Annotated in this window: 18 protein-coding genes; 2 read left to right on the top strand and 16 right to left on the bottom strand. The window is 71.2% G+C overall.

The window, feature by feature from the left end; all coding sequences use genetic code 11:
* Positions 1-28 precede the first annotated feature (28 nt).
* From O7614_RS11940 to O7614_RS11975, 8 genes are all read right to left on the bottom strand, one after another.
* On the bottom strand, positions 29-1,894 hold the full coding sequence (locus tag O7614_RS11940) for a nucleoside-diphosphate sugar epimerase/dehydratase (protein WP_278138525.1): 1,866 nt from the start codon (positions 1,892-1,894) through the stop codon (positions 29-31).
* Between the two features lie 127 nt (positions 1,895-2,021).
* Positions 2,022-2,660, bottom strand: a complete 639-nt coding sequence (locus O7614_RS11945) for an acetyltransferase (protein WP_278138526.1) — start codon at positions 2,658-2,660, stop codon at positions 2,022-2,024.
* Entirely contained in the window at positions 2,657-3,805 is a 1,149-nt protein-coding gene (locus tag O7614_RS11950) for an aminotransferase class I/II-fold pyridoxal phosphate-dependent enzyme (protein ID WP_278138527.1), read from the bottom strand. Before O7614_RS11950 ends, O7614_RS11945 begins: the two co-directional genes overlap by 4 nt.
* Positions 3,802-4,512, bottom strand: a complete 711-nt coding sequence (locus tag O7614_RS11955) for a sugar transferase (protein ID WP_278138528.1) — start codon at positions 4,510-4,512, stop codon at positions 3,802-3,804. The genes O7614_RS11950 and O7614_RS11955 overlap by 4 nt, the downstream gene beginning before the upstream one ends.
* A 226-nt stretch (positions 4,513-4,738) precedes the next feature.
* Positions 4,739-7,039 (bottom strand): acyltransferase family protein, encoded by a 2,301-nt coding sequence (locus O7614_RS11960; RefSeq protein ID WP_278138529.1) that lies wholly within the window; start codon positions 7,037-7,039, stop codon positions 4,739-4,741.
* Positions 7,040-7,075: 36 nt separating this feature from the next.
* Positions 7,076-7,507 carry a hypothetical protein gene (locus O7614_RS11965; RefSeq protein ID WP_278138530.1) on the bottom strand — a complete coding sequence of 144 codons (432 nt, stop codon included), beginning with the start codon at positions 7,505-7,507 and terminating at the stop codon, positions 7,076-7,078.
* A 24-nt stretch (positions 7,508-7,531) separates the two neighbouring features.
* Positions 7,532-8,416: an aminoglycoside phosphotransferase family protein gene (locus O7614_RS11970; RefSeq protein WP_278142230.1), complete on the bottom strand. Its 885-nt coding sequence runs from the start codon at positions 8,414-8,416 to the stop codon at positions 7,532-7,534.
* 341 nt (positions 8,417-8,757) lie between these two features.
* Positions 8,758-11,184 (bottom strand): Tex family protein, encoded by a 2,427-nt coding sequence (locus O7614_RS11975; protein ID WP_278138531.1) that lies wholly within the window; start codon positions 11,182-11,184, stop codon positions 8,758-8,760.
* A 155-nt stretch (positions 11,185-11,339) separates the two neighbouring features.
* Here O7614_RS11975 and dgt point away from each other — a divergent pair, with 155 nt between their 5' ends.
* Positions 11,340-12,851: a dGTP triphosphohydrolase gene (gene dgt / locus O7614_RS11980; RefSeq protein WP_278138532.1), complete on the top strand. Its 1,512-nt coding sequence runs from the start codon at positions 11,340-11,342 to the stop codon at positions 12,849-12,851.
* Positions 12,852-12,920: 69 nt separating this feature from the next.
* On the opposite strand, the gene O7614_RS11985 is transcribed toward dgt, so the two are convergent.
* The 7 genes from O7614_RS11985 to O7614_RS12015 all read right to left on the bottom strand — a co-directional run bounded on the left by O7614_RS11985 (position 12,921) and on the right by O7614_RS12015 (position 21,008).
* Complete coding sequence (locus tag O7614_RS11985) at positions 12,921-14,063, bottom strand: MBL fold metallo-hydrolase (protein ID WP_278138533.1); 1,143 nt, start codon at positions 14,061-14,063, stop codon at positions 12,921-12,923.
* A gap of 113 nt (positions 14,064-14,176) precedes the next feature.
* Complete coding sequence (locus O7614_RS11990; protein ID WP_278138534.1) at positions 14,177-15,181, bottom strand: serine hydrolase; 1,005 nt, start codon at positions 15,179-15,181, stop codon at positions 14,177-14,179.
* A gap of 103 nt (positions 15,182-15,284) precedes the next feature.
* Positions 15,285-16,214 (bottom strand): SDR family NAD(P)-dependent oxidoreductase, encoded by a 930-nt coding sequence (locus tag O7614_RS11995; protein WP_278138535.1) that lies wholly within the window; start codon positions 16,212-16,214, stop codon positions 15,285-15,287.
* Positions 16,211-17,395, bottom strand: a complete 1,185-nt coding sequence (locus tag O7614_RS12000; RefSeq protein WP_278138536.1) for a zinc-dependent alcohol dehydrogenase — start codon at positions 17,393-17,395, stop codon at positions 16,211-16,213. The genes O7614_RS11995 and O7614_RS12000 overlap by 4 nt, the downstream gene beginning before the upstream one ends.
* A 229-nt stretch (positions 17,396-17,624) precedes the next feature.
* The gene (locus O7614_RS12005) at positions 17,625-18,389 is read right to left on the bottom strand and encodes a succinate dehydrogenase/fumarate reductase iron-sulfur subunit (RefSeq protein WP_278138537.1); all 765 of its coding nucleotides are present in this window, start codon (positions 18,387-18,389) and stop codon (positions 17,625-17,627) included.
* Positions 18,386-20,323, bottom strand: a complete 1,938-nt coding sequence (locus O7614_RS12010) for a fumarate reductase/succinate dehydrogenase flavoprotein subunit (RefSeq protein WP_278138538.1) — start codon at positions 20,321-20,323, stop codon at positions 18,386-18,388. The genes O7614_RS12005 and O7614_RS12010 overlap by 4 nt, the downstream gene beginning before the upstream one ends.
* A 1-nt stretch (position 20,324) precedes the next feature.
* Positions 20,325-21,008 carry a succinate dehydrogenase cytochrome b subunit gene (locus O7614_RS12015; RefSeq protein ID WP_278138539.1) on the bottom strand — a complete coding sequence of 228 codons (684 nt, stop codon included), beginning with the start codon at positions 21,006-21,008 and terminating at the stop codon, positions 20,325-20,327.
* An 83-nt stretch (positions 21,009-21,091) separates the two neighbouring features.
* On the opposite strand from O7614_RS12015, the gene O7614_RS12020 reads away from it, so the two are divergent.
* Entirely contained in the window at positions 21,092-22,024 is a 933-nt protein-coding gene (locus O7614_RS12020) for a LysR family transcriptional regulator (RefSeq protein WP_278138540.1), read from the top strand.
* An 89-nt stretch (positions 22,025-22,113) separates the two neighbouring features.
* Here the strand turns inward: O7614_RS12020 and hrpA are convergent, their stop codons facing one another.
* Positions 22,114-26,184 carry an ATP-dependent RNA helicase HrpA gene (gene hrpA, locus O7614_RS12025; protein WP_278138541.1) on the bottom strand — a complete coding sequence of 1,357 codons (4,071 nt, stop codon included), beginning with the start codon at positions 26,182-26,184 and terminating at the stop codon, positions 22,114-22,116.
* Positions 26,185-26,196 lie beyond the last annotated feature (12 nt).

The following is a 26,196-nucleotide window of genomic DNA, read 5'->3' on the forward strand; positions in this document are numbered from 1 at the left end:
GCCGGCCCGCTGCATGTGTGACACAGCCCTACCGGGCCAGCGGCACGTGGATCGTTCCCTCCCTGGTGCCTGCCGGGGTGCACAGCGCCGCCAGGTGGGCGATCAGCTTCTCCGCGTCGTCGTACGGGTCGAGTCCGCCCACGTCGAGCGGGTCGAGTGCCGGCACGGTGACGTGTGAGATGAGCGGATGGAGCGGACGGTCGTCGACCTCGCCGGTGCCGAGCAGGTCCTCGTGGAGTTTCTCGCCGGGCCGAAGCCCGGTGTAGACGATCGGCACCCGACTGTCGGCCTGCTCGGCCATCTGCCTGGCCAGGTCGGCGATGCGTACCGGCGCGCCCATGTCCAGTACGAGGGCCTCTCCGTCCCGGCCGATCTCGGCGGCCTGGAGCACCAGCCGTACCGCCTCCTCCAGCGTCATCAGGTAGCGGGTGACGTCCGGATGGGTCACTGTCAACGGACTGCCCGTCTCGATCTGGCGTTGGAACGCGGTGACCACCGAGCCGCGGCTGCTGAGCACGTTGCCGAAGCGGACACTGAGGAAGGTGCCGGGGAACCGGCCCGCGGCGTGCGCGGTCAACCGTTCGGTGATGCGCTTGGAGTAGCCGAGCACGCTGATCGGGTCGGCGGCCTTGTCGGTGCTGATGTTGACGAACTTGGCGACGTCGCGGCAGGCGTCCAGCACCGAGAGAGTGCCCCACACGTTGGTCATCACCGCTTCGCCGGGATTGCGCTGCAGGAGCGTGAGGTGCTTCAGCGCCGCGGCGTGGAAGATGACGTCCGGCCTACGCTCTCGGATGATGCGCCGGACACGCTCGTCGTCGCGCAGGTCGGCAAGGATCAGCTCGGGGCCGTCGAGCATGGCCCGCCCGTTCAGCGACATCTGTAGGGCGTGCAGGGCGGACTCGTCGCGGTCGAGCATCATCAGCTCGCCGGGGTCGGTCTTCAGGACCTGACGACACAGTTCCGAACCGATCGAGCCGCCGGCGCCGGTGACCAGCACCCGCAGACCGGCGAGACCGTCGCCGTTCAGCGTGAGGTCGCCGACCACCTGCCGACGTCCCAGCAGGTCACTGATCTGCACGTCCCGTACGTCGGTGACGGTGATCCGGTGGTCGACCAGTTCGCGGACCGGCGGCAGCACCTTGAAGGCCGCTCCGGTCTGCAGGGTGGCCTCGCGGATCTGGCGGATCAGCGCGGCGTCGGCGCTGGCCACCGAGAAGATGACGGTGGTGGCGCCGGTGCGGCGGACCGCCTCGGCGAGGTCCGCCCGGCCGCCCAGCACGCGGACGCCACCGAAGCGCAGGTTGCGCTTGTCGGGGTCGTCGTCGAGCGCGCCGACCGGCAGGTACCGGCCGCGTGGATCGCCGAGCATCGCGCGCAGGAGCCCCTGACCGGCATCACCGAGGCCGAACAGCAGCACCGGCGTGGCGGAGCGCACGTCGGGCCGCATCGCGAGGTCGTGCCGGTGCCGGTACGCGGAGCGGGCGGCGAGCATCAGCAGCAGCGTCAGTGCTCCGCCGATCAGCGGAGTGCTGGCCGGCACCGGTCGGTTGGCCGACGGCAGCAGCCCGATCAGCAGGATGGCGATGGGGGTGGCGACGTTACCGGCGAGCCCCCGCACCTCCTGAAGGCTGCCGAGCGGGTGCCGGCCCGAGTGGAGCCGGCGTACCGCAGCGATCGCCACGTACATCAACGCCGCGACACCGCCGATGCTGGCCGCGCGGCTCAGCTGTCCGGTCGGCGGGTGGAACTCGTAGCGGGTCCAGACGGCGGCGACGAAGCCACCCACCCAGGCTGCGGTGTCGGTGGCGAGGAAACCCAGGGCGCGGCGGCGCGCCCTGACCCGACGGACCCGTTGTTCGGCAGGCTCGGTCCTCTCGGTGTCCTGCGGCATGTCTGACTCCCGTCTCCGACCGGTTGGCCCCGCAGAGCAGGGGGTTTGAGGCTCTTTATCCTTTTTACACTTCTATGGAATGATTTGCGGAGTAAACGGCCGGAGATGGAGCTGCGGACCGACCAGCTCAGTGCGCCGGTACGCCCTTGACCACCACTCCGTCGGGTACGTCCCGCACCACGCAGGCGCCAGCGCCGACGGTGCTGTCCCGGCCTATCCGGCGGCCCTGCAGCACCGCCGCCGTGGTCCCCACCAGCACGCCCTCCTCCAGGTGGCAGTCACCGGAGATCGCGGCGAGTGGATTGACCGAGACGAAGTCGGCCAGCACCGAGTCGTGCCCCACCGTGCTGTTCTGATTGAGGTGCACGTGCCGGCCCACTGTCACGTTGGTGGTGATCCGGGCACCGGCGAAGACGACCAGGCCGGGCCCGTACCGCGTGTCCGGCCCGAGCGTCGCGTCCGGATGGACCAGGCTCCCGGCCGGCGTGCCGTATGCGTCGACCCGCGCGGCGACCGCTCGTCGCACCTGTGGGTCGCCGATCCCGATGACGTGGTGGAGATCCGCCGGCGCGTCACGTAGCCACGCGAGCCCACCCAGGTACGGCGCCTCCAGGCGCTGAACCCGCTTCAGGTTCTCCTCCGACGGCCGGTCGTCGACGAAACCGACCAGGTCCCACTGTGGCCCTCCGGCGAGCGCGGCCGCCCGTGCGATGGCCAGCGCCTCCCGGCCGTGGCCGCCGCAGCCCACGATGACCAGTGGCGTCACCCGCAGGTCGCTCCCGTCCGAACGGCCAGGAACCCTTCGATCGCGCCGAACACGGTGGCGACCTGTTGCTCGGTGAGGCCGCTGCCGCTGGGCAGGGTCAACCCCTCGGCGAAGAGATCGTCCGCCGCCCCGGTGAGCAGGCTCTCGAAGTCGGCGTACGCGGGCTGTCGGTGCATCGGCTTCCACACCGGCCGCGTCTCGATGTTCTGAGCGGCGAGGTGGGCGGCGAGATCGGCGGCCCGCCAACCGGAGCTATCCGGCCGTACCCGGATGACGGTGAGCCAGCAGTTGGACTCGACGTCCTCGGCGCCGACCAGTTCCACGCCGGGCACCGAGGCGAAGAGCTTCGCGTACCGGTCCCGCAGCAGGCGACGGCGACCGATCATTCCGTCGAGCCGGGCAAGTTGGGCCCGGCCCAGCGCGGCCAGCAGGTTGCTGAGGCGGTAGTTGTAGCCGGTCTCCCGGTGCTCGTAGTGCGTCACGGGCTCCCTGGCCTGGCTGGCCAGGTGTCGGGCGCGGGCCAGCAGCGACAGGTCGTCGGAGACGAGCATCCCGCCGCTGGACGTCGTTATGATCTTGTTGCCGTTGAACGACAGTGCGCCGACCTGACCGAACGAGCCGGCCGCCCGGCCGTGCTCTGTCGCCCCGAGCGCCTCCGCCGCGTCCTCGACGACCGGCACGCCCGCATCCCCACACACCGGCAGCAACGCCGGGTAGTCGGCGCAGCTACCGAACATGTCGACAGGCACGACCGCGCCGACTCGCTCGCCGCGGGCGCGCAGCCGGTGCAGCAGCTCAGTCAAGAGCGGCACGTCGATGTTGCCGGTGCGCGCGTCACAGTCGACGAAGACCGGCCGGGCGCCGGTGTAGCGCACGGCGTTCGCGGTGGCCACGAACGTCAGCGTCGGGACGACGACGGCGTCACCGGGCTGGACGCCCACCCCGAGCAGGGCCAGGTGCAGCGCCGCGGTGCCCGAGCTGACCGCCACCGCGCCGTTGGTGCCGACCCGCGCGGCGACCTCGTTCTCGAAGGCATCCAGGTCGGGACCGACGGGTGCGACCCAGCCGGACCGCAGCGCCGCGATGAGATACGACTCCTCCAGGGGCCCGACATCGGGATGGGAGAGGTGCACTCTGTCCGTCATCGGCGTTCGCCCTGCCGTACCGTCACCGCGGTGCGAAGCCCCGTCGGGACGGTCCGCAACGAGGCCGTGGCACCGCCCGGACTGCCGAGAAATGTCGGAGCAGTGGCCACACCGGCGGCCGAGATCCCCTCCCGGCGCAGCACAGTGCGGACCGTCGCGGCCAGGATCGTCAGGTCGAGTCCGAGACAGCGGGTGTCGACGTACTCCACGTCGAGGTCGAACTTCGTCTCCCAGCTCAGCCCGTTTCGGCCGCGTACCTGGGCCAGGCCGGTAACGCCCGGACGCACCTCGTGCCGGCGAGCCTGCTGAGGTGAGTAGCGGGGCAGGTACTCCGGCAGCAGCGGGCGAGGGCCGACGAGGCTCATCTCGCCCCGCAGCACGTTCCAGAGCGTGGGTAGCTCGTCGAGGCTGGTGGCACGCAGCCAACGTCCGAGCGGCGTCAGCCGGTCGCCGTCTTCGACGAGGCCGCGGCGCGGGTCGGGCGCACGCATCGTGCGAAACTTGATCAGCTCGAACGGCACGCCGTGACGGCCTGTGCGGAGCTGCCGGAACAGCACGGGACGCCCCAACCCGACGGCGATCAGTAGCGCCACCGTGGCGATCACCGGCACGAGCAGTACGAGCAGGATGACAGCCGCGACGACGTCGATCACCCGCTTGCCGCGATCGGGTCGAACCCCCCGCCGAGGACCTTCGACGGTACTCACGCCAGGAACCGGCACCTTCCCCACCTCCTGCTCGGACAAACGCCACTTATGGGTTTACCAGCCACACGAGTGCGATATAGCGCAAACAATCACAGTCGGTGTTGATCCCGTCGGAACAACGCAGACCGGGACGGGAAGACACGGGTGTCAGCTGGTGGTGGGGTGGAACGGCTCTCCAGCGCGAAACTGTCGACCAGTCGGCCCAAACTGTTGGCCAGTCGGCGCGTCAACTGCCGCGCTTGCGCACGGCGGCGAGCGCGCTGTCGAGCCGCGGCGCCAGCGTCCGGGAGTAGGTGGCGGTGAGGTGGTTGCCGTCCCGGTAGACCAGCACGCCGCCGATGACGGCGGCGCAGCGGTCGGTGGGGCAGATCGCGTCGTTGAGGTTGACGAGATGCACGCCCTGCTGACCCTCGGCTGCCTGCTCCTGAGCGACGCCCCCACCGGCCGCCAGCACCTCCGCGCGGGACGGGGCGCACCGGGTGAGCTTGTCCGGGTTGGCCGAGACACACTCGACAGGGTCACGACGGTGGTACGGCGTGTCGCGCAGCACCACCACCGGGATCCTGGCCTCGGTCATCTCCTGCCAGGTTTCGCGTAAACCGTCCGCCAACGTCTCGTTGACCCGCTGCGTGATCGGTTTTCCGTCGCGCACCGGCAGATAGAGCGAGTTGCTGACCAGCAACAGCTCGGGCGGGTCGGCGCGCAGCTGGTCGCGGACACGCCGGTTCCACTCGGTGCAGCTCTCGTACGGCCGCCCCGCCAGCGCTACCTCCGCCTTGAGGAACGGGCATGAGGACTTGGTGTGTGAGACCACCCGCCACTTCTGCTTGGCGGCGACCTCCTCAAGGGCGGGCAGCCACTGTGCGGCATGGGAGTCGCCGGCGAGGACGACGGTGAAGGTCGCGTCTCGGACGCCGTAGACACACGTCAGCGGGGTACTGCTGTTCTGCTGGACGTGACAGCCGGTTCGCGCCGTGGTCGGCAGGTCCTTCGGCGCTACCAACGGGTTCGGAACGATGGACGCGACCTGGTCGACGGGTTCGCCCGCTTTGTCTCCTCTGGGTGACTGGCCGAGGACGGCGGCGCCGGCCGGCCCGACCGGCGCCGCGTCCGCTGATGGGCTGGGCCCAGCCACCGTTGGCAGCGCCGAGACGGGCGGGGGCGGTTGTGCCGCGGGCCAGACGGTGAGTTGGAAGAGGAGCCCGGCGATCACGGCCACGCCCGTGCAGACGGCCCCGACGCGCAGCGCCTGCGCCGGTTGCCATTGCAGCGTCTGCGACCGGCGGATCGGGTTCTCCACGAAGTGGTAGGTGAGGACCGCCGGCACGACCGAGGCCGTCACCACGGCCAGGCGCGCGGTCGCGCTCAGCTCACCGAACCGGTAGTCGGCAATGACCAGCAGCGGCCAGTGCCACAGGTACAGCGAGTAGGACAGCGCGCCGACCGCGCGCATCGGCGGCAGCCCGAGCAGCCCTGCCGGCCCGGCGCGTCCGGCCGCCACCGCGAACGCGATGATCACCGCCGTGCCGCCGGTGGGCAGCAACGCGACGTACCCGGGGAACGCCGACGTGGCGTCCAGCAGGAACGCCGAGGCGACCACGGCGGCGAGGCCGGACCAGGCGAGCAGGACCGCCAGCACGCGCGGGGTGCGATGCAGAACGCCGCCGGCGATGGCCACCGCGCCGCCAAGCGCGAGCTCCCAGAGCCGAGTGGTGGTCACGAAGTAAGCCGGCGCGGGATCGGTGGACGTCAGATAGATCGACCAGGCGAAGGACGGCACGGCCACGACGGCGAACCCGAGCATCAGCACGCCCCGGCGCAGCCGTCGCCGGCCGCCGAGGACGGCCAACCCGAGCAACAGCAGCGGCCAGATCAGGTAGAACTGCTCTTCGACGCTGAGTGACCAGTAATGCTGCAGGACGCTGGGGGCTTGATCGACGAACATGTAGTCCACGGACTGCTCGGCGAGCCGCCAGTTCATCACGTACAGGGCGCTGCTCACCACATCCCACGCGGTGTTCGAGTAACGCACCCTCGGCAGGAACAGGTACGTGAGCAGCAGGGTGACCAGGAGCACCAGGCCGGCGGCGGGCAGCAGCCGTTTCGCGCGTCGGGCGTAGAAGCCGAGCAGCGAGATACGCCCGGTGCTGTCGAGTTCATTGACGAGCAGACCGGTGATCAGAAATCCGGAGATCACGAAGAAGACGTCCACGCCGACAAAGCCGGCGGGAACGAACTGACTTCCGGCGTGACCCGCGAGTACCAGGATGACCGCGAGAGCCCGCAGCCCTTCTATGTCGCCCCGGAAGGACGCCGCCCGTGCTGGGGCCATCGGTCGGCTTCGTGTCTGCGTCATCGTCCCAACCAGAAATAGAGTATTGTTCCCTTTTGACGTCGAATCGAGGCCAACGTCCGGTATGGTTCCGCTGCGGATCAACGAGGCGGGCCGCGCGAGGGTGCGCTCAGCAGGCAGTCCGGGTTCGTTGCGCGGACTGTCTCGTCCGTCGAGCGGTGGCGCGTCGGCCACCCCATGGGCGGCCGGAGTGGTGACGTGACGCGGGTGTCAGCCGTCAGAACCGGCATCGAGCCGGCGGGTGAGCAGAATCCGCAGCGGGATCGACTCCCCGTCCCGGCCGCCCTCGCCGACGATCAATGGCGCCGGGCTCGGCTCGGTCTGTGCGCCGAACAGCCGGGCTCGTAGACCTCCCGGCACGGTCAGCAGGTGGAACCGACCGTCCACGTCGACCGCCCGACTGCGGGCCTGGTCGACGTACCAGCCGAACAGCCGGGTCCGGTACCGGCCCCGACCGTCGTAGGAGCGCGCGACGAGCCGGGTCGGCCGCAGCCCTCGTCGATTCGCCTCGGCCACGAACCAGCTGACGATCTTCGCGGCCTCGGCGTGCTCGGCATCCCGCCGACGGGCGTCGGCCGCCGCGTGCGCCAGCACCGCCTGCCGCTGCCGATCCCGCCACTCCCGGCCGTCGCCCTCACCCACGACGCCGACGGTACGCGACCCGACTCAGTCGAGTACGGCCCGCAAGGTGTGCCGCGCGATGTCGGCCATCACCGGGTTGGTCTCGACGTAGTACGGCAGCGCGTTGATCGCCTGCGCCAGGGCCCAGCCGCGCCCCCGCTCCCAGGTCGCGTCGTCCACGTCCAACGCCCGCCGGTACGTCTCCCGAGACCCTGCGTCGAGCAGGTTCCACGCCGGCATCAGGTCCACCGCCGGGTCGCCCACGCCGACCGTGCCCAGGTCGATGACCGCGACCAGCCGACCGTCGCGGCACAGCAGGTTGCCCGGCATCAGGTCGGCGTGGATCCACCTGTCGGTGGGATCGTCCCGGCGCGCGTGCCGGCACCGGTCCCACACCGCGGCGAGCGCGGCGGTGTCGGTGAGTGCGCCGCTGACGGCCAGCGCGGTCCGCACACCGGCATCCTGGTCGGCCAGGGGCCCACCCCGACCGGATCCCGTCCAGGACCGCCCCCCGGTGTCGATGCCGCGCAGAGCCGTCACCACGTCGGCCAGACTGCGGGCGAAGGCGTCGAGGTCGCCGACCCGGTCCCGCTCGGCCGTCTGGCCGGGGATGAACCGGTACGCCGCCCACGACCCCGCGTACCCCTCGCCCGGCTCACCGAGCCCGAGCGGTTCGGGCACCGCGACCGGCAGGTGCGCGGCGAGCATCCGGGCGTGCTCCTGCTCCCTCCGTAGCTCGCCGCGCAGATCCGGATAGGCGCTCGGCCGCAACGGAAACCGCAGCACGAGATCGGGGCCGAGGCGGAACAGCGCGTTGACCGTGCCGGCCGAGGGGAGTGGACGGACCGGCAGGCCCCGCCACCGGGGAAACTGCTCGGCCACCAGCGCGGCGACCGCGTCCACGGCGACGTCGACCTGATCCGCGTGCATCTTCACCGCGAGATCATCGCCCCACACCCCGCCAGCACGCGAGCCAGTTTCATCCTCCTGCTCCACTGGTCGCTCTCGCCGCCCGGATTGCTCCGGCCGCCCTTTGGAGCTGAATCGTTGGCGACATCAACGCGCGATTCGTTTACGGCATCAGCTCCAAAGGGCCAGCCAACCGGCTTGGCTGCCTGGCCGCTTGGCTGCCTGGCTGCCTGGCCGCCTGGCCGCTTGGCTGCCTGGCTGCCTGGCCGCTTGGCCGCTTGGCTGCCTGGCTGCCTGGCCGCTTGGCCGCTTGGCCGCCTGGCCGCCTGGCCACCTGATCGAGGGCCGAGTGTGTTGATCAGTCAGGCCAGCCCGGCGCGGCGCAGGGCTTCTGCCATCGCGTCGTTGGCCGGCGCCGGCCCGCCGCCGTGACCCTGCTGCTGACCGCCGCGTCGGCTCTGACCGTCGCGTCGGCTCTGGCCGCCGCGCTGGCCCTGCGTACCAGGTCCGCCCTGCTGGCCACCGCGACCACCCTGCGGTCCGCGCTGCGCCGACCCGCCGCGGCCCTCCTGGCTCGTCCGACCACCACCACCGGCGGCAACGGGCTCGTCGTCCAGGCGCAGGGTCAGCGAGATGCGCTTGCGGGGTACGTCCACGTCGAGCACCCGGACCTTGACCACGTCACCGGACTTCACCACCTCGCGGGGGTCCTTCACGAAGGTCCGCGACATGGCCGAGACGTGCACCAGTCCGTCCTGGTGCACCCCGACGTCGACGAACGCGCCGAACGCGGCCACGTTGGTGACCACGCCTTCGAGCACCATGCCCGGCGTCAGGTCGCTGATCTTCTCCACCCCCTCCACGAAGGTGGCGGTGCGGAACTCCGGCCGAGGGTCGCGGCCCGGCTTCTCCAACTCGGCGAGAATGTCGGTGACGGTGGGCAGACCGAACCGGTCGTCGACGAAGTCGGTGGCCCGCAGCCCGCGCAGGATCCCGCTCTTGCCGATCACCGAGCGCAGGTCCTGACCGGTGCTGGCGAGGATGCGGCGCACCACCGGGTACGCCTCCGGGTGCACGCTCGACGAATCCAGCGGGTCGTCGCCGTCGGGGATGCGCAGGAAGCCGGCGCACTGCTCGAACGCCTTCGGCCCGAGCCGGGCCACCTTCTTCAACTCGGTACGCGAGCGGAACGGCCCGTTGGCGTCGCGGTGCAGCACGATGTTCTCGGCCAATCCTGCCCCGATCCCGGAGACCCGGGTCAGCAGCGGCGCGGAGGCGGTGTTGACGTCCACCCCGACGGCGTTGACGCAGTCCTCCACCACCGCGTCCAGCGAGCGGGACAGTTTCACCTCGGACAGGTCGTGCTGGTACTGGCCGACGCCGATCGACCGTGGGTCGATCTTGACCAGCTCTGCTAGGGGGTCCTGGAGGCGGCGGGCGATGGAGACCGCGCCGCGCAGCGACACGTCCATCCCGGGCAGTTCCTGCGAGGCGTACGCGGAGGCGGAGTAGACCGACGCGCCCGCCTCGGAGACCATCACCTTGGTCAGGTTGAGCTGCGGATACTTCTTGATCAGGTCGCCGGCCAGCTTGTCGGTCTCCCGCGACGCGGTGCCGTTGCCGATCGCCACCAGCTCCACCCCGTGCGCCCCGGCCAGCCGGGCCAGGGTCTCGATCGAGGCGTCCCACTGCCGACGGGGCTCGTGCGGGTAGATCGTGTCGGTGGCGAGCACCTTGCCGGTGGCGTCCACCACGGCCACCTTCACACCGGTGCGCAGACCCGGGTCCAGACCCATCGTGGGTCGGGTACCGGCCGGCGCGGCCAGCAGCAGGTCACGCAGGTTCGTGGCGAAGACGCGTACCGCCTCCTCCTCGGCCGCCTGCCACAACCGCAACCGCAGGTCCGCGCCGAGGTGGATGAGGATCCGGGTGCGCCACGCCCACCGCACGGTGTCGGCCAGCCAGCGGTCGGCCGCTCGACCGGCGTCGGACACGCCGAACCGTCCGGCGATGGCCGCCTCGTACCGGCTGGGGCCGGTCGGTACGGCGTCGGAGTCGCCGGCCTCCTCCGGATCCATGGTCAGGTCGAGCACGCCCTCCTTCTCGCCCCGGAACATGGCCAGGATCCGGTGCGAGGGCAGCTTCGGGTACGGCTCGGAGAAGTCGAAGTAGTCGGCGAACTTGGCGCCGGCGGTCTCCTGACCGTCGCGTACCCGGGAAACGAGCCTTCCCCGCGACCACATCTGCTCCCGCAGCGTGCCGATCAGGTCGGCGTCCTCCGCGAAGGTCTCGATGAGGATCGCCCGCGCGCCCTCCAGCGCCGCGGCGGCGTCCGCGACGCCCTTGTCCTCGTCGACGAACCCGGCGGCGGTGGCGCGCGGGTCCTGGGTGGGGTCGGCCAGCAGCGACTCGGCCAGCGGGGCCAATCCGGCCTCGCGGGCGATCTGCGCCCGGGTCCGCCGCTTGGGCTTGTACGGCAGGTAGATGTCCTCCAGGCGGGACTTCGAGTCGGCGGCCATGATCTGCGCTTCCAGGGCCTCGTCGAGCTTGCCCTGGGTGCGGATCGACTCCAGCACCGCGGCCCGCCGCTCGTCCAACTCGCGCAGGTAGCGCAGCCGCTCCTCCAGGGTGCGCAGCTGGGTGTCGTCGAGCAGGCCGGTGGCCTCCTTGCGGTAGCGGGCGATGAACGGCACTGTGGCGCCGCCGTCGAGCAGCTCCACGGCTGCCCGCACCTGACGCTCGGCCACGCCGAGCTCGTCGGCGATCCGCTGATGAACAGACTGGGTCACGATCTCGATCCGCCTTCGGGAGTGGGTACCGCCTGCATTCTGCCGGGCGGCCCCGGCCGCTGTCGCCGCGCCCGGCCGGAGCGGAGGAGCGAACCGCCGCGCCCGGCCGGGTGACCCGGCGGCGGTCCCGCCCGGCCTGCGCTAGCGTGGCGATCATGGAAACACCTGCGGAGCCGCGCGCCCGGCGGCTCTTCGGCGGCAGCGCCCGGGCCCTCGGCGACCTGACGGCCAACCCGTTCCGCGCCGACCGGGACCGGATCGTCGGCTCACCGTTCTTCGCCCGCCTCGGCGGTGTCACCCAGGTGATCAGCCCGGTCGGCTCGGGGCTGCTGGTGCACAACCGGCTCACCCACAGCCTGAAGGTCGCCCAGGTGGCCCGGGCGATCGCCGAGCGGCTGACGGCCGATGACCGGTGGCGCGGCCTGCTGGACAAGCTCGGTGGCTGCGACCCCGACGTGGTGGAGGCCGCGGCGCTCGCCCACGACCTCGGCCACCCCCCGTTCGGGCACCTGGGGGAGCGGGTGCTGGACCGGTTGGCCCGCCAGCGACTCGGCCTGAACGACGGGTTCGAGGGCAACGCCCAGTCGTACCGCATCGTCACCAGCACCGAGATCCGCGGCGCGGCCACCACCGGGTTGGACCTGACCGCCGCGGTCCGCGCGGCGATGCTGAAGTACCCGTGGACCCGGCTGGACCACCCCGACCCGCACCCGCGCACGATGGACCCGCCGCCGCGCGGGGCCACCCCGCCGCCGGACGACCCGGACAGCGGTTCGTCGAAGTTCGGCGCGTACCGGACCGAACTGGACGACCTGCGCCAGGCCCGGGAGCCGTTCGCCGGGCGGATCCCGGACTGGCAGCAGACCGTGGAGGCGTCGGTGATGGACACCGCCGACGACATCGCGTACGCCATCCACGACGTGGAGGACTTCTACCGGGTCGGTGTGCTCCAACAGGGTTCGGTGTCCGCCGAGTTGATGGCGTGGCAGCGCGAGAGTGGGCACTTCCGGGCGATCACCGATGCGGCGTTGGCCACGGCGGCGCGGCGACCCGGAGCGGCGATCGAACGGTTGCGGCGGCAACTGCACCGCAAGGACGCCTGGATAGCCGACGACGACGCGTTCGCCGCCGCCGTGGAGCACGTGCGCGAGGAGTTGGTCGACGGGCTGCTGGCGATGCCGTTCGACGGCTCGATCGAGGCCGAGCAGTACGTGGCGCGGTTCTCCGCCCGCTGGACCACCCGCTTCGTCGAGGCGATCACCGTGACCGACCAGCCGTCGGTGCGCTCCGGGTACGTGCTGCTGGGCTGCGCGCAATGGCACGAGGTGCAGGTGCTCAAGTTCGTCCACCACCGGTTCGTGCTGGCCCGCCCGGACCTCGCCCTGCACCAGCGCGGCCAGGCCCGGCTGCTGGGCACCCTGGTCGAGGCGCTCTGGGAGTGGCTGCTCGACCCGGAGGAGGAGTCCCGGCTGCCCCGCCGACTGCACGACCTGGTCGAGTTGGCCGAGGCCGAGCTGCACCCGCGGATCCCGGACCGGATCGGTCGCGCCCGGGGACGTGCCATCGTGGACTTCGTCGCGCAGCTCACCGACGGGCAGGCGGTGGCCATGCTGGACGTGCTCTCCGGCCGCTCCGGCGCCCTCTGGACCGACGCCTTCGTGCTCTAACCCCAGCTCAGCTGAAAGGAAGGGCCCCTTATTAACGCTAGGCGTTAATAAGGTGCCCTTCCTTTCAGCTCAGGCGACGGCCTGCCACCAGCCGTCGACGGCGGGCGGCTCGTCGACCACCACCCGCTCGCCGGGGCGGGGCACGGCGAGCCGTACGTCGCGGGCCTTCGCCTCGGCCCACAGTCGGTCGACCGGCTCGGACCAGTCGTGCAGGGCCAGGTTGAACGTCGCCCAGTGCACCGGGACGAACAGCCCGCCGCGCAGGTCGACGTGGGCGTCGACCGCCTCCTCGGGGAACATGTGGATGGTCGGCCAGGCCCGGTCGTACGCGCCGATCTGCATCAGCGTCACGTCGAACGGCCCGTGCTCGGCGCCGATCGCCGCGTACCCGTCGAAGTAACCCGAGTCGCCGGTGTAGAAGGCCTTGCGGCGGGTCCCGGCTACCACCCAGGAGCTCCAGAGCGTGCCGTCGCGGCGCAGCCCCCGGCCGGAGAAGTGCTGGGCGGCGGTCGCGGTGATCTCCAGCCCGGCGACCCGGTGCGACTCGGACCAGTCCAGCTCGATGATCCGCTCGGCGGGTACGCCCCAGCGGTCCAGGTGCGCCCCCACCCCGAGCGGTACCAGGAACGGCGCGGACTGCGAGGTGAGCAGCGCCCGAACGGTGGGCATGTCGAGGTGGTCGTAGTGGTCGTGCGAGATCAGGATGGCGTCCAGCGGGGGTAGTTCGTCGATGCCCACCGGTGGTTCGTGCAGTCGGCGCGGACCCACCAGCCCGGAGGGGGAGCACCGCTCGCTCCACACCGGGTCGAGCAGCACCCGCCGCCCCTCGATCTCGATCAGCGTGGAGGCGTGCCCGTACCACACGATGTTCAGCTCGTCGGCGGCGTCAGCACCCGCCCGTTCGCTGGGCCGCAGCAGCGGCACGGGTGTGGTCGGACGTCGTTTCTGCTTGCCGAAGATCAGCTCGCGGAGCAGGTTGCGGCCCGGCTCGGCGACCATCGTGCGGGTGCCGGCCTGGTTGTGGAATGTGCCGTCGTGAAACTGGGGCGAGCGGGCCGCGCGTTCGGCTCGGGCCCCGCTGAGCCGGCCGCCCAGCGCGGCCGGTACGTCCCGGGCAACCCAGGCCAGGCCGGCCAGTGCGGCCAGCCCGGCCGCGCCCCGCATCCGCCGTCCGAGTGACCGTTCGACGTCCGTGTTCTGCGCTCGTGCCATTGCCGTCCCTCCGACGTGTCCGCCCTACACGGTAGTCACCCGGACCGACCCGTGCCCCGGCGGTCGCCACGCCGGGCCGGTCGCCGGCGCCGGCGACCGACCCGGGACGGTCGCTAGCCGCCGTTGCTGGGCCGCCGTGCGGTGATCCCGAACGTCGTGCCCACGCCCGCGATCCGGTCCACCGCGGCCAGGAACTTGGGGCCCATGGAGGCCCGGGCCTGCACCGCCGGGTGGGTCGCGCCGAAGTCCTCCGGGTTGGCCTGCCCGTCGGCGAAGAGCGCGTACGTGAGCACCGCCGCCCCGGAACGGTCGAAGATCACTCCGGCCTCGTGCCGGGCGTCGGCGAACCAGCCGGCCTTGGTGGCGATCCGCGCCCGGTCGTCCGACGACATGGTGCGCCGGATGCCGTCGGTGAACGCCACCGGCGAACGAAGGAGCCCCAACAGGTACGTGGTCGAGGCGGGGGAGAGCAGCGTGCCGGCGACCAGGGCGCGCAGCAGGTCGTGCGTTTCCCGAGGGGTGCTGGTGCCGAGGAAGAACCGGTTCGGGTTGGCCACCGGCTCGACCTGGGTGTTCGGGAAACCCTTGGCGACCAGGATGGAGTTGATCTCGGCGGCCGGGGCGACCAGACCGCACAGCCGTACCGCCGTGTCGTCCGAGACGGTCAGCAGGTTGGCCAGCACGTGCCCGAGGGTGACCAGGCTGGGGTACGCGCCGTCCAGACTGAAGATGCCGTCGCCACCCGGCACGACGATCGCGGCGCTCACCTCGACCTGCTGGTCCAGGGTGAGCAGCCCCCGGTCGACCTTGTCCAGCACCGCCGTCGCGACAGCGATCTTGTTGACGCTGTACGCCTCGATCCGCCGGTCCGCGTCGGCCTCCACCGCGACCACCGGCGGGCCCGCCGGGTCGGCGACGCTGACGTACGCCTGCCAGTTGCCGCCGGCCTCGGCGCTGTGCTTGGCGAAGACGGCGGCCACCCGGCGGGCGGCACGGGCGGGAGTGGTCGGGGAGGCCTCGGTGCTCTCGGCGGCGCTGGCCGTGCCGGCGGTGCCCAGCACCGTGCCGGCGGTGGCCACCGTGCCCAACCCGAGCGCGGTCCTACGGTTCAGTCGCATGGTCAATCGTCTCCCCCATCGTGGTACGCCAGGGCGCTTGCTGGCCCACCACACTAGGCGAGTTGATCGATGCACGATGCCCCCGAACGCAGTCCCGAACAGGTCAGCCGAACCGTCGGCGCAGCACGGCGCCGACCGGACCGGGCACGTGTCGGGCGAGCTGCCGCAGGTCAGGCAGATGGCCACCGCGGACCGCTTCACCGGCCGGATTCGGCGCGAAGACCGAGCCGTCGTGCGCGGCGACCGGCCGTCCACTCAGGCCCGCCGCCCGCATCATCGGCCCGACCAGAACGTCGTAGACCCCCGGCAGTACGGTGAAACCGGCTCGCAACAGCACGTTGAGCCGGCCCACGGAGACCTCCCGGCGGGGCCGGTCCACACAGTGCACGATGGCCCGGGCCACCCGCTGCGGGCTCGCCACCGGTGGCGGAGGCCGCCCGATCCGACCCAGATAGTTGGCCGCCTGCTGGTACACGGGAGTGTCCACGCTGCCCGGGTTGACCAGAGACAACCGGATCCGAGGGTTGTCCCGCAACTCCTGCTGCACCGTCCGGAGCAGACCCTGCAACCCCCACTTGCTCGCCACGTACGCGCTCATGTAGGGGGCGGTGATGTGCCCGAGCACCGAACCGGTGACGACGACCGTACCGGCGCCGGCCGCCCGGAAGTGCCGCAGCGCCACCCGTACCGACTCGGCGGTGCCGAGCAGGTCGGTGCGTACCACCTGGTCGAAGACCCGCCCGGGCAGTTCGTCGAAGCGCCCGTAGGCCATCACCGCGGCCGTGTGCACCCACACGTCGACGCGCCCGAAGCGGTCCAGTGCCGCGTCCGCGAGCGCGTCCAGCGCGCCCGGTTCGGTGACGTCGGTCGGCACGGTCAGCACGTCGACGGCGGCGCACTCCCCGCGTACCTCGGCCAGGGTCGTGGTGGCGCGGGCGGCCAGCACGAGACGGTCGCCGCGCTCGGCGAACGCCCGGGCCGCCGCCCGGCCGATCCCACTGGTCGCGCCGACGACCACCACCACCCTGCTCACGGTGCCAGCACGACCTTGATGCAGCCGTCCTCCTTCTTCTGGAACATCTCGTACGCCTGCGGCGCCCGGGACAGCGGCAGCCGGTGGGTACGCAGGTCCTCGACGCCCAGCGGGTCGTCGTCGCGGGCCAGCAGCGGCAGGATCTCGTCGGTCCACCGGCGCACGTGGCACTGCCCCATCCGCAGTTGGATGCCCCGGTCGAACATCTCCATCAGTGGCATCGGGTCGGCCTCCCCGCCGTACACCCCGGAGACCGACACGGTGCCACCGCGGCGAACCCCCTTGACCGCGGCATGCAGAACGGACAGCCGGTCCATGCCCGCCCGGTCGGTCATCGTCTGGGCCAGCTTGTCGGGCAGCAGCCCGACGGCGGCGTGGGCCAGTTTGCCCACCGGTGAACCGTGCGCCTCCATGCCGACCGCGTCGATCACCGCGTCCGGGCCGCGCCCGTCCACCAGGTCGATCAGCGCGCCCGGTACGTCGGACAACTCGCGGACGTCGAGCACCTCGATGCCGTGCCGCCGCGCCAACTCCAGCCGCTCCGGCACCAGGTCCAGCCCGATCACCCGGCCGGCGCCGAGGTGACGACCGATCCGTGCGCAGAACTGCCCGACCGGGCCCAACCCGAAGACGGCCAGGGTGCCGCCGGGCGGGGTGTCGGCGTACCTCACCGCCTGCCAGGCGGTCGGCAGGATGTCGGACAGGTACAGGTAGCGCTCGTCCGCGCCGGTCTCCGGGATCTTGATCGGCCCGAAGTGGGCCTGCGGCACGCGCAGGTACTCGGCCTGCCCGCCCGGCACCGACCCGTACAGCGACGTGTAGCCGAACAGGGCCGCGCCCTTGCCCTCGCCGGTGACCTGGGTGGTCTCGCACTGGGCGTAGAGCTGGCGTGAACACATCCAGCAACTCCCACAGGCGATGTTGAACGGCACCACCACCCGGTCGCCGGGCTTGAGGCCGGTCACCTCCGACCCGACCTCCTCGACGATGCCCATCGGCTCGTGGCCCAGCACGTCACCAGGCTTGAGGTACGGCCCGAGAACCTCGTACAGATGCAGATCAGAGCCGCAGATCGCCGTCGAGGTGATCTTCACGATCGCATCGGTCGGCGCCTCGATCCGAGGGTCCGGCACCTCCTCGACCCGTACGTCCCGCTTGCCCTGCCAGGTCAGCGCCCTCATGTCCGTCGTCCCCTCTCCACGCCGTCTCAGGGGACTGCTACCCGGCGCTGGGCACTTGAACCGGAACTCCCGGACGAGCCGCGACGGGGTCAGCGCCGGGGTGAGCGTCCCCGGCGGAGGGATCAAGCCTGACCGCCCGGAGCCGGGGACGATCGCCCCTGCCCCACCGCAACCAACGACCGCCGTACCCCCGGGAAAGCGCGGGATACGGCGGTCGGTACGGCGGACCTCAGGAACCGGGGGTGTTATTGGCACCCTTCGTGGTGGCCGTGAGGTAGTCGCGGTTGAGTCGGCCGATGGTGTTCAGCGGGATGCCCTTCGGGCAGGCCGGGGTGCACTCGCCCGCGTTGGTGCAGCCGCCGAAGCCGGCCTCGTCGTGCGCGTCGACCATGCCGATCACCCGGGTGTACCGCTCGGGCTGGCCCTGCGGCAGCAGCGAGAGCTGGGTGAGCTTGGCGGCGGTGAAGAGCATGCCGGAGCCGTTCGGGCAGGCCGCCACGCAGGCGCCGCAGCCGATGCAGGCCGCCGACTCGAAGGCGGCGTCGGCGTTGGCCTTCGCGACCGGGGTGGAGTGGGCCTCGGGGGCGCTGCCGGTCGGCGCGGTGACGTAACCGCCCGCCGCAATGATCTTGTCGAAGGCGCTGCGGTTGACCACCAGGTCCTTGACCACCGGGAAGGCGCTGGCCCGCCACGGCTCGATGTCGATCGTCTCGCCGTCCTTGAACTGCCGCATGTGCAGCTGGCACGCCGTCGTGCCGCGCTGCGGCCCGTGCGCGTCACCGTTGATCATCAGACCACACATGCCGCAGATGCCCTCGCGGCAGTCGTGGTCGAACGCCACCGGGTCCTCGCCGGCGAGGATCAGCCGCTCGTTGAGCACGTCGAGCATCTCCAGGAACGACATGTCCGGGGACACGTCGTCGACCGGGTAGGTCACCATCCGACCCTTGTCCTCAGGGCCCTTCTGGCGCCAGATGCGCAGGGTCAGGTTCACTTGTAACTCCGCTGCGTGGGGTGGACGTATTCGAACTTCAGGTCTTCCTTGTGCAGCACCGAGGGCGCACCGTCGGCGGTGAACTCCCAGGCCGCCACGTACGCGAACCGGTCGTCGTCGCGCTGCGCCTCACCGTCGGGGGTCTGGTGCTCGGCCCGGAAGTGGCCGCCGCAGGACTCCTCGCGGTGCAGGGCGTCGATGCACATCAGCTCGGCCAGTTCGAAGAAGTCGGCGACGCGGCCGGCCTTCTCCAGCGACTGGTTGAGTTCCTCGCCGGTGCCGGACACCTTGACCCGCTGCCAGAACGCCTCGCGCAGGTCGCGGATCTCGCCGATCGCCTTGCGCAGGCCGGCCTCGCTGCGCTCCATGCCGCAGTGTTCCCACATGATCTGGCCCAGCTCCCGGTGGAACGAGTCCACGGTCCGGTCCCCGTTGACCGCCAGGAGCCGCCGGATGCGGTCCTCGACGTCGGTGCGGGCTTCGATCGCCGCCGGGTGGCTGGCGTCGACCTTGTCGAGACTGCCGGAGGCCAGGTAGTTGGCGATGGTGGTGGGCAGGACGAAGTAGCCGTCGGCGAGGCCCTGCATCAGCGCCGAGGCGCCGAGCCGGTTCGCGCCGTGGTCGGAGAAGTTCGCCTCACCGATGACGAACAGGCCGGGGATGTTCGACTGGAGGTCGTAGTCGACCCACAGGCCGCCCATCGTGTAGTGCACGGCGGGGTAGATGCGCATCGGCACCTCGTACGGGTCCTCGCCGGTGATCCGCTCGTACATCTCGAAGAGGTTGCCGTACTTGGCCTCGATGGCCTTGCGGCCCAGCCGGTTGATCGCGTCGGCGAAGTCGAGGTAGACGCCGAGCTTGGTCGGGCCGACGCCCCTGCCCTCGTCGCAGACGTTCTTGGCGGCCCGGGAGGCGATGTCGCGGGGGACCAGGTTGCCGAAGGAGGGGTAGATCCGCTCCAGGTAGTAGTCCCGCTCGTCCTCGGGGATGTCCCGCGGGCTGCGGTCGTCGCCCTTGGCCTTCGGCACCCAGACCCGGCCGTCGTTGCGCAGCGACTCGCTCATCAGGGTCAGCTTTGACTGGTGGTCGCCGGAGACCGGGATGCAGGTCGGGTGGATCTGCGTGTAGCAGGGGTTGGCGAAGTACGCGCCCTTGCGGTGTGCCCGCCAGGTGGCGGTGACGTTGCAGCCCTTGGCGTTGGTGGAGAGGTAGAAGACGTTGCCGTACCCGCCGGAGGCGAGCACCACGGCGTCGGCCATCTCGGTGCTGATCTCGCCGGTGACCATGTCGCGGACGACGATGCCGCGGGCCTTGTCGTCGACGATGACCAGCTCCAGCATCTCGTGCCGGGTGTTCATCTCCACGTTGCCCAGGCCGATCTGCCGCTCCAGGGCCTGGTACGCGCCGAGCAGCAGCTGCTGGCCCGTCTGGCCCCGGGCGTAGAAGGTGCGCTGCACCTGGGCGCCGCCGAAGGAGCGGGTGTCCAGCAGGCCGCCGTACTCGCGGGCGAACGGCACACCCTGGGCGACGCACTGGTCGATGATGTTGACCGAGACCTCGGCCAGGCGGTGCACGTTCGACTCCCGGGAGCGGAAGTCGCCGCCCTTGACGGTGTCGTAGAACAGCCGGTGTACGGAGTCGCCGTCGTTGCGGTAGTTCTTCGCCGCGTTGATGCCACCCTGTGCCGCGATGGAGTGTGCCCGGCGTGGGCTGTCCTGGTAGCAGTAGGACTTCACGTGGTAGCCCTGCTCGGCCAGGGTCGCCGCGGCCGAGCCGCCGGCCAGGCCGGTGCCGACCACGATCACCGTCATCTTGCGGCGGTTGGCGGGGTTGACCAGCTTGGCCTCGAAGCGCCGGGTCTCCCAGCGCTTCTCGACCGGGCCGGCGGGAGCCTTGGTGTCGGCGATCGGGTCGCCCTCGGTGAAGAGTTCCATGTCAGGACACCAATCCGGTGAGTACGGCGAACGGGACCACCAGGTATCCGGCGCAGAGCAGCACGGCGAAGACCAGCGCCGCGACCCGGGCCCGACGCTCGCCACGCGGCGTCTGCTGGCCGAGGCTGCGGAACGCGCTGAACGCGCCGTGGCGCAGGTGGAAGCCCACCGTGACGATGGCGAGCGTGTAGAAGAGCGTGACGTACCAGCGCTCCGGCGCGAAGTCGGCGACGACGTTGCCGTACGGCTTGCTCTCGTCGCCGACCGGGTTGAGCGTGCCGGTGGTCAGGTCCAGGATGTGGTAGATCACGAAGAGCAGGATGATCACTCCACCCCAGCGCATCGTGCGGGCCGCGTAGCTGCCGTTGACCTTCTTGCGGTGGGCGTACTTGACCGGGCGGGCGGCACGGGCGCGCCGGGCCAGCACGGTGGCGGCGACGATGTGGGCGACGACCGCCACCACCAGCACGCTGCGCAGGATCCAGAGGAACCAGACCCCGGGCAGCAGTGGCTTGCCGATGTCGCGCAGCCAGTGCGCGTAGTGGTCGAACGAGGTCTCCCCCGTGAACACCTTGAGGTTCCCGAGCATGTGGGCGATGAGGAACAGCGCCAGCACGATGCCCGTCACCGCCATGACGGCCTTGAGGCCGACGTTCGAGCGGATGGGCGACCGAGTTTTCGTCATTACCACGAGACCGACGCTAGGAGCACTTTGATCAGTCGTCCAATGCATCAAACTCGTAGTGTTGATAGCCGTAAGCTATTTAGATGCAGCTCCATCAGCTCCGGTACTTCGTCGCGGTGGCCGAAGTACGACATTTCACCCAAGCCGCCGACATCGTCGGCATCACTCAGCCTTCTCTCAGTAAGCAAATTCACGCTCTGGAGGCCGACCTCGGGGCACCTCTGTTCGAGCGGCTAAGGGGCAACATCGCGCTCACCGCGGCCGGCGAGGTGCTGTTGCCGTTGGCCACCCGGATCCTCGCCGACGTGGAGACCGCCACCCGGGAGGTGCAGGAGTTGGCCGGGCTGCGTCGCGGCCGGGTCCGACTCGGGGCCACCCCGAGCCTGGCCACCTCGCTCGCCCCGCCGGTGCTGCGCCGGTTCCGCGACGCACACCCGACCATCGACCTGCGTGTCGAGGAGGGCGGCTCCCAGGACCTGGTCCGGGACCTGCTCCGCGGCGACCTCGACCTGGCGTTGATCATCATGCCGGCGCAGGGGGCCGACCCCGGGCTGCGGGTCGACCCGATCCTGCGGGAGAGCCTGGTGGTGGCCTCGGTGGACGAGGTGCCGACCGCATCACCGACCGGCGAGCTGCGCATCACCGACCTGCGGGACCAGCCGATGGTGATGTTCCGGGAGGGCTACGACCTGCGGGACGCGACCATCCAGGCGTGTCGGGACGCGGGCTTCGAGCCCAGTTTCGCGGTGGACGGCGGCGAGATGGACGCGGTGCTCAGTTTCGTCGAGGCGGGCCTGGGCATCGCGCTGGTGCCGGGCATCGTGCTGGCCCGCCGACCGGGTGTGCGGATCACCCCGCTCGCCCCGCCCGGGGTGCGGCGGACCATCGCGGTGGCCCGCCGCCGCGACATCGTGCCCACCCACGCCGGGCGGGAACTCCGGCGCATCCTGCTCGACTACATCCAGTCCGCGATCGACCGGGGCGAACTGCCGCCCGGCGTCGAGCCGCTGACCTGACACTGCCCCGGCCGCCGCAGGCCGCCGTCGCGACCGGGGCGCCGCGACCGAGGCCCGGCCCGCCGCGACGGGGGGACCGGCCGACCCGGTCAGCGGCCCTCGGCGTCGTCCATCGCGCGGTAGATCCGCTGCTCCGAGACGGGGTACGGGGTGCCCAACGCCTGGGCGAACACGTTCACCCGCAACTCCTCGATCATCCAGCGGATCTGCCGGACGGCGGTCTCCTGCCGGCGGGCCGGCGGCAGCGCGGCGAGCAGGTCGGCGTACTCCTTCTGCACCGCCGCGATGCGGTCCTGCTGTTGGCGGTCGCGCTGCGGGTTGCCGCCCAGCCGCTCCATCCGGCGCTCGATGGCGGTGAGGTAACGCAGCAGGTCGGGCAGGCGCGCGTACCCGGTCTCGGTGACGAAACCGCGGTGCACCAGCCCGGCGAGCTGGTTGCGGATGTCGGCCAGCGCGGCCACCACGGCGAGGTTGCGGGTGGCGCCGAGGCGCTGCTCGACGGCGTACGCGGCGGCGAGGACCTTGCGGACCCGGTCCATCACCTCGACCACTGTGTCGACCAGGTCGGCGCGGACCTTCTCGCGGAGCGCCGCGAACCCGTCGGCGTCCCACGCTGGGCCGCCCGCCGCGCCGATCAGCCGGTCGATGGCCGCGCCGGCCGCGTCCTCGATCAGCTCCTGCACGCCGCCGTGCGGGTTGCGGCTCAGCGCCAGCTTCGCCTCGTTGGTGAGCCGCCCCTGCAGGAACCGCGCCGGGGACGGCACGGTGAGCCGCAGCAGCCGGCGGGTGCCGGCCCAGTGCGCGGCCTCCGCCTCGGCGGGGGAGTCGAACACCTTCACCCCGACCGTGGCGCCCTCGTCGACCAGCGCCGGGTACGCGGTCACCGCGTAGCCGGCACGGACCTGCTCGATGGTCCGGGGCAGGGTGCCGATGCTCCACTCGCGCAGCCCGGTGCGGGCCACCTCCGGCGCGGCGGCCGCCACGACCTGGCGTACTTCCTGGCGGAGCTGGCGTTGCAGGGCGGGTAGGTCCTTGCCCTCGGCGACCGGCTTCTCGTCGTCGCCGAGGACCCGGAAGGTCACCCGCAGGTGCGCCGGGAGCTTGCCCGGTTCCCAGGCGTCGCGGGGCACCGTCACACCGGTCATCCGGCGCAACTGCCGGGTGAGCGCGTCCAGCAGCGACTCCTCGCCGGGGGTGATCGCGGCCAGGGCGGCCCGGGCGTAGTCCGGCACCGGGACGAAGTTGCGGCGGATCGCCTTCGGCAGCGTACGGATCAGCGCGACCACCGTCTCCTCGCGCAGCCCCGGCACCTGCCAGTCGAAGCTCTCCGCCGGCACCTGGTTGAGCAGCGGCAGCGGGATGTCCACGGTGACGCCGTCGTCCGGCGTGCCCGGCTCGAAGCGGTAGGTCAGCGGCAGGGTCACCCCCTGCGTCAGCCACTCGTCCGGGTAGTCGCCCTCGTCGACTCCCGGTCGGCCGTCGTTGACCAGCAGGTCGCGGGTGAAGGTGAGCAGGTCGGGCTGCTCACGGCGGGTCTTCTTCCACCAGCTGTCGAAGTGCCGGCCGGAGGACACGTCGGCCGGGATCCGCTGGTCGTAGAAGCCGAAGATGGTTTCGTCGTCGACCAGGATGTCGCGGCGTCGAGCCCGGCTCTCCAACTCCTCGATCTCGGCGAGCAGCCGCTTGTTGTCCGCCCAGAACTGGTGGTGGGTCTGCCAGTCGCCCTCGACGAGGGCGTGCCGGATGAACAGCTCCCGGCTCAACGTCGGGTCGATCCGCCCGAAGTTGACCTTGCGGGAGCTGACCAGCGGGACGCCGTACAGGGTGACCTTCTCGTAGGCCATCACCGCGGCCTGCTTCTTCTCCCAGTGCGGCTCGCTGTAGCTGCGCTTGACCAGGTGCTGCGCCAGCGGCTCGACCCACTCCGGCTCGACCCGGCCGGCGATGCGGCCCCACAGTCGGGAGGTCTCCACCAGTTCGGCGGCCATCACCCAACGCGGCGGCTTCTTGAACAGCGCCGATCCGGGGAAGACGGCGAACTTCGCGCCCCGCGCGCCCAGGTACTCGTGCTTCTGGGCGTCCTTGAGGCCGATGTGCGACAGCAGGCCGGGCAGCAGCGACTGGTGCACCTTCGGGGTGTCGATCTCCTCCGGCAGGTCCGCGCCGCCCCGTCGGCCGGCACCCCGGCCGGCGTCCGCGCCGTCGGAGGTGTCGCGCGCCGGCCGCCCACCGCGCCTCTCGTTCTCCGCCGGGGTACGCAGCACCTGCCGCAGTTGGCTGACGATGTCCTGCCACTCGCGGATCCGCAGGTAGTTCAGGTACTCCGCCTTGCACATCCGGCGGAACGCGCTGGAGGACAGCTCCCGCTGCTGCTCGCGCAGGTAGCGCCACAGGTTGAGGTAGGCGACGAAGTCCGACTCCTTGTCGGCGAACCGGGCGTGCGCCTGGTCGGCCTGGGCCTGCTTCTCCGCCGGCCGCTCGCGCGGGTCCTGGATGGAGAGCGCGGCGGCGATCACCAACACCTCGGTGGCGCAGCCGTTGCGTTCGCCCTCGACCACCATCCGGGCCAGACGGGGGTCGACCGGAAGCTGGGCCAGGCGTCGGCCCAGCGTGGTGAGCCGCTTCGCGGGGTCGGTCTCGGTCGGGTCCAAGGCGCCCAGCTCGTGCAGCAGGTTGACGCCGTCGGTGATGTTGCGCTTGTCCGGCGGGTCGATGAACGGGAAGGCGGCGAGGTCGCCAAGCCCGATCGCTGTCATCTGGAGGATGACCGACGCCAGGTTGGTCCGCAGGATCTCCGGGTCGGTGAACTCGGGTCGGGACAGGAAGTCCTGCTCGTCGTAGAGGCGGATGCAGATGCCGTCCGACGTACGCCCGCAGCGGCCCTTGCGTTGGTTGGCCGACGCCTGCGAGATCGGCTCGATGGGCAGCCGCTGCACCTTGAGCCGGCTGGAGTAGCGGGAGATGCGGGCGGTGCCCGGGTCCACCACGTACTTGATGCCGGGCACCGTCAGCGAGGTCTCCGCGACGTTGGTGGCGAGCACCACCCGCCGGTTGGCGTGCGCGGCGAAGACGCGGTGCTGCTCGGCGGCGGACAGCCGCGCGTACAGCGGCAGGATCTCGGTGCCGAGCAGGGACCGCTTCTTCTGCACCAGCTTGCCCAGCGCGTCGGCGGTGTCCCGGATCTCGCGTTCACCGCTGAGGAAGACCAGGATGTCGCCGGGGCCCTCGGCGGCCAACTCCTCGACGGCGTCGCCGATTGCCTGGATCTGGTCGCGGACGTTCTCCTCGTCGCCGTCGCCGTCCTCCTCGCCCTCGGCGACCTCCAGCAGCGGGCGGTAGCGCACCTCCACCGGGTAGGTGCGTCCGGAGACCTCGACCACCGGTGCCGGCACCCCGTCCGGCTCGTCAGCGGTGGGCGGCCCGGCGAAGTGCCGGGCGAACCGGTCGGTCTCGATGGTCGCCGAGGTGATGATCACCTTGAGGTCGGGTCGCCGGGGGAGCAGCTCGCGCAGGTACCCGAGAATGAAGTCGATGTTGAGGCTGCGCTCGTGTGCCTCGTCGATGATCAGTGTGTCGTACTGGCGCAGCATCCGGTCGGTCTGCAACTCGGCCAGCAGGATGCCGTCGGTCATCAACTTCACCAGGCTGCGCTCGCTGACCTGGTCGGTGAAGCGCACCTTGTAACCGACCACGTCGCCCAGCTCGGTGCCCAGCTCGTCGGCGATCCGGTCGGCCACCGTCCGGGCGGCCAGCCGCCGGGGCTGGGTGTGCCCGATCAGGCCGTGCACCCCGCGCCCCAGCTCCAGGCAGATCTTCGGTAGCTGGGTGGTCTTGCCGGAGCCGGTCTCGCCGGCCACGATCACCACCTGGTGATCGCGGATGGCGGCGGCGATGTCGTCCTTGCGCTCACTGACCGGCAACCCCGCCGGGTACGTGATCACGGGCACTGCCGCCCGACGGGTGGCGAGTCGCTGCTCGGCCCGGGCCACCTCGGCGGTGATCTCAGCGAGGGCCGCTTCCCGGCGCTGCGGGTCGCGCAGCTTGCGGGCACCGTCGAGGCGCCGCTGGAGCCGGCGCTGGTCGCGGAACATCAGAGGGGTGAGGCGGCGGTGCAGCTCGCGGACCGGGTCGGTCGCGACGGAGGCGGTTGGATTCTGCATGTCGTGCCCAAG

The organism is Micromonospora sp. WMMD961 (assembly GCF_029626145.1).
Taxonomy (GTDB): Bacteria; Actinomycetota; Actinomycetes; order Mycobacteriales; family Micromonosporaceae; genus Micromonospora.

What these genes read in the sequence shown, in the direction of transcription:
- O7614_RS11950 (WP_278138527.1), bottom strand. Translation starts at nt 3,805, where the DNA reads ATGACGGACAGAGTGCACCTCTCCCATCCCGATGTCGGGCCCCTGGAG.
- O7614_RS11970 (WP_278142230.1), bottom strand. Translation starts at nt 8,416, where the DNA reads ATGCACGCGGATCAGGTCGACGTCGCCGTGGACGCGGTCGCCGCGCTG.
- O7614_RS12010 (WP_278138538.1), bottom strand. Translation starts at nt 20,323, where the DNA reads ATGGAACTCTTCACCGAGGGCGACCCGATCGCCGACACCAAGGCTCCC.
- hrpA (WP_278138541.1), bottom strand. Translation starts at nt 26,184, where the DNA reads ATGCAGAATCCAACCGCCTCCGTCGCGACCGACCCGGTCCGCGAGCTG.
- dgt (WP_278138532.1), top strand. Translation starts at nt 11,340, where the DNA reads ATGGAAACACCTGCGGAGCCGCGCGCCCGGCGGCTCTTCGGCGGCAGC.
- O7614_RS11985 (WP_278138533.1), bottom strand. Translation starts at nt 14,063, where the DNA reads ATGGCACGAGCGCAGAACACGGACGTCGAACGGTCACTCGGACGGCGG.
- O7614_RS12000 (WP_278138536.1), bottom strand. Translation starts at nt 17,395, where the DNA reads ATGAGGGCGCTGACCTGGCAGGGCAAGCGGGACGTACGGGTCGAGGAG.
- O7614_RS11940 (WP_278138525.1), bottom strand. Translation starts at nt 1,894, where the DNA reads ATGCCGCAGGACACCGAGAGGACCGAGCCTGCCGAACAACGGGTCCGT.
- O7614_RS12015 (WP_278138539.1), bottom strand. Translation starts at nt 21,008, where the DNA reads ATGACGAAAACTCGGTCGCCCATCCGCTCGAACGTCGGCCTCAAGGCC.
- O7614_RS12020 (WP_278138540.1), top strand. Translation starts at nt 21,092, where the DNA reads ATGCAGCTCCATCAGCTCCGGTACTTCGTCGCGGTGGCCGAAGTACGA.
- O7614_RS11990 (WP_278138534.1), bottom strand. Translation starts at nt 15,181, where the DNA reads ATGCGACTGAACCGTAGGACCGCGCTCGGGTTGGGCACGGTGGCCACC.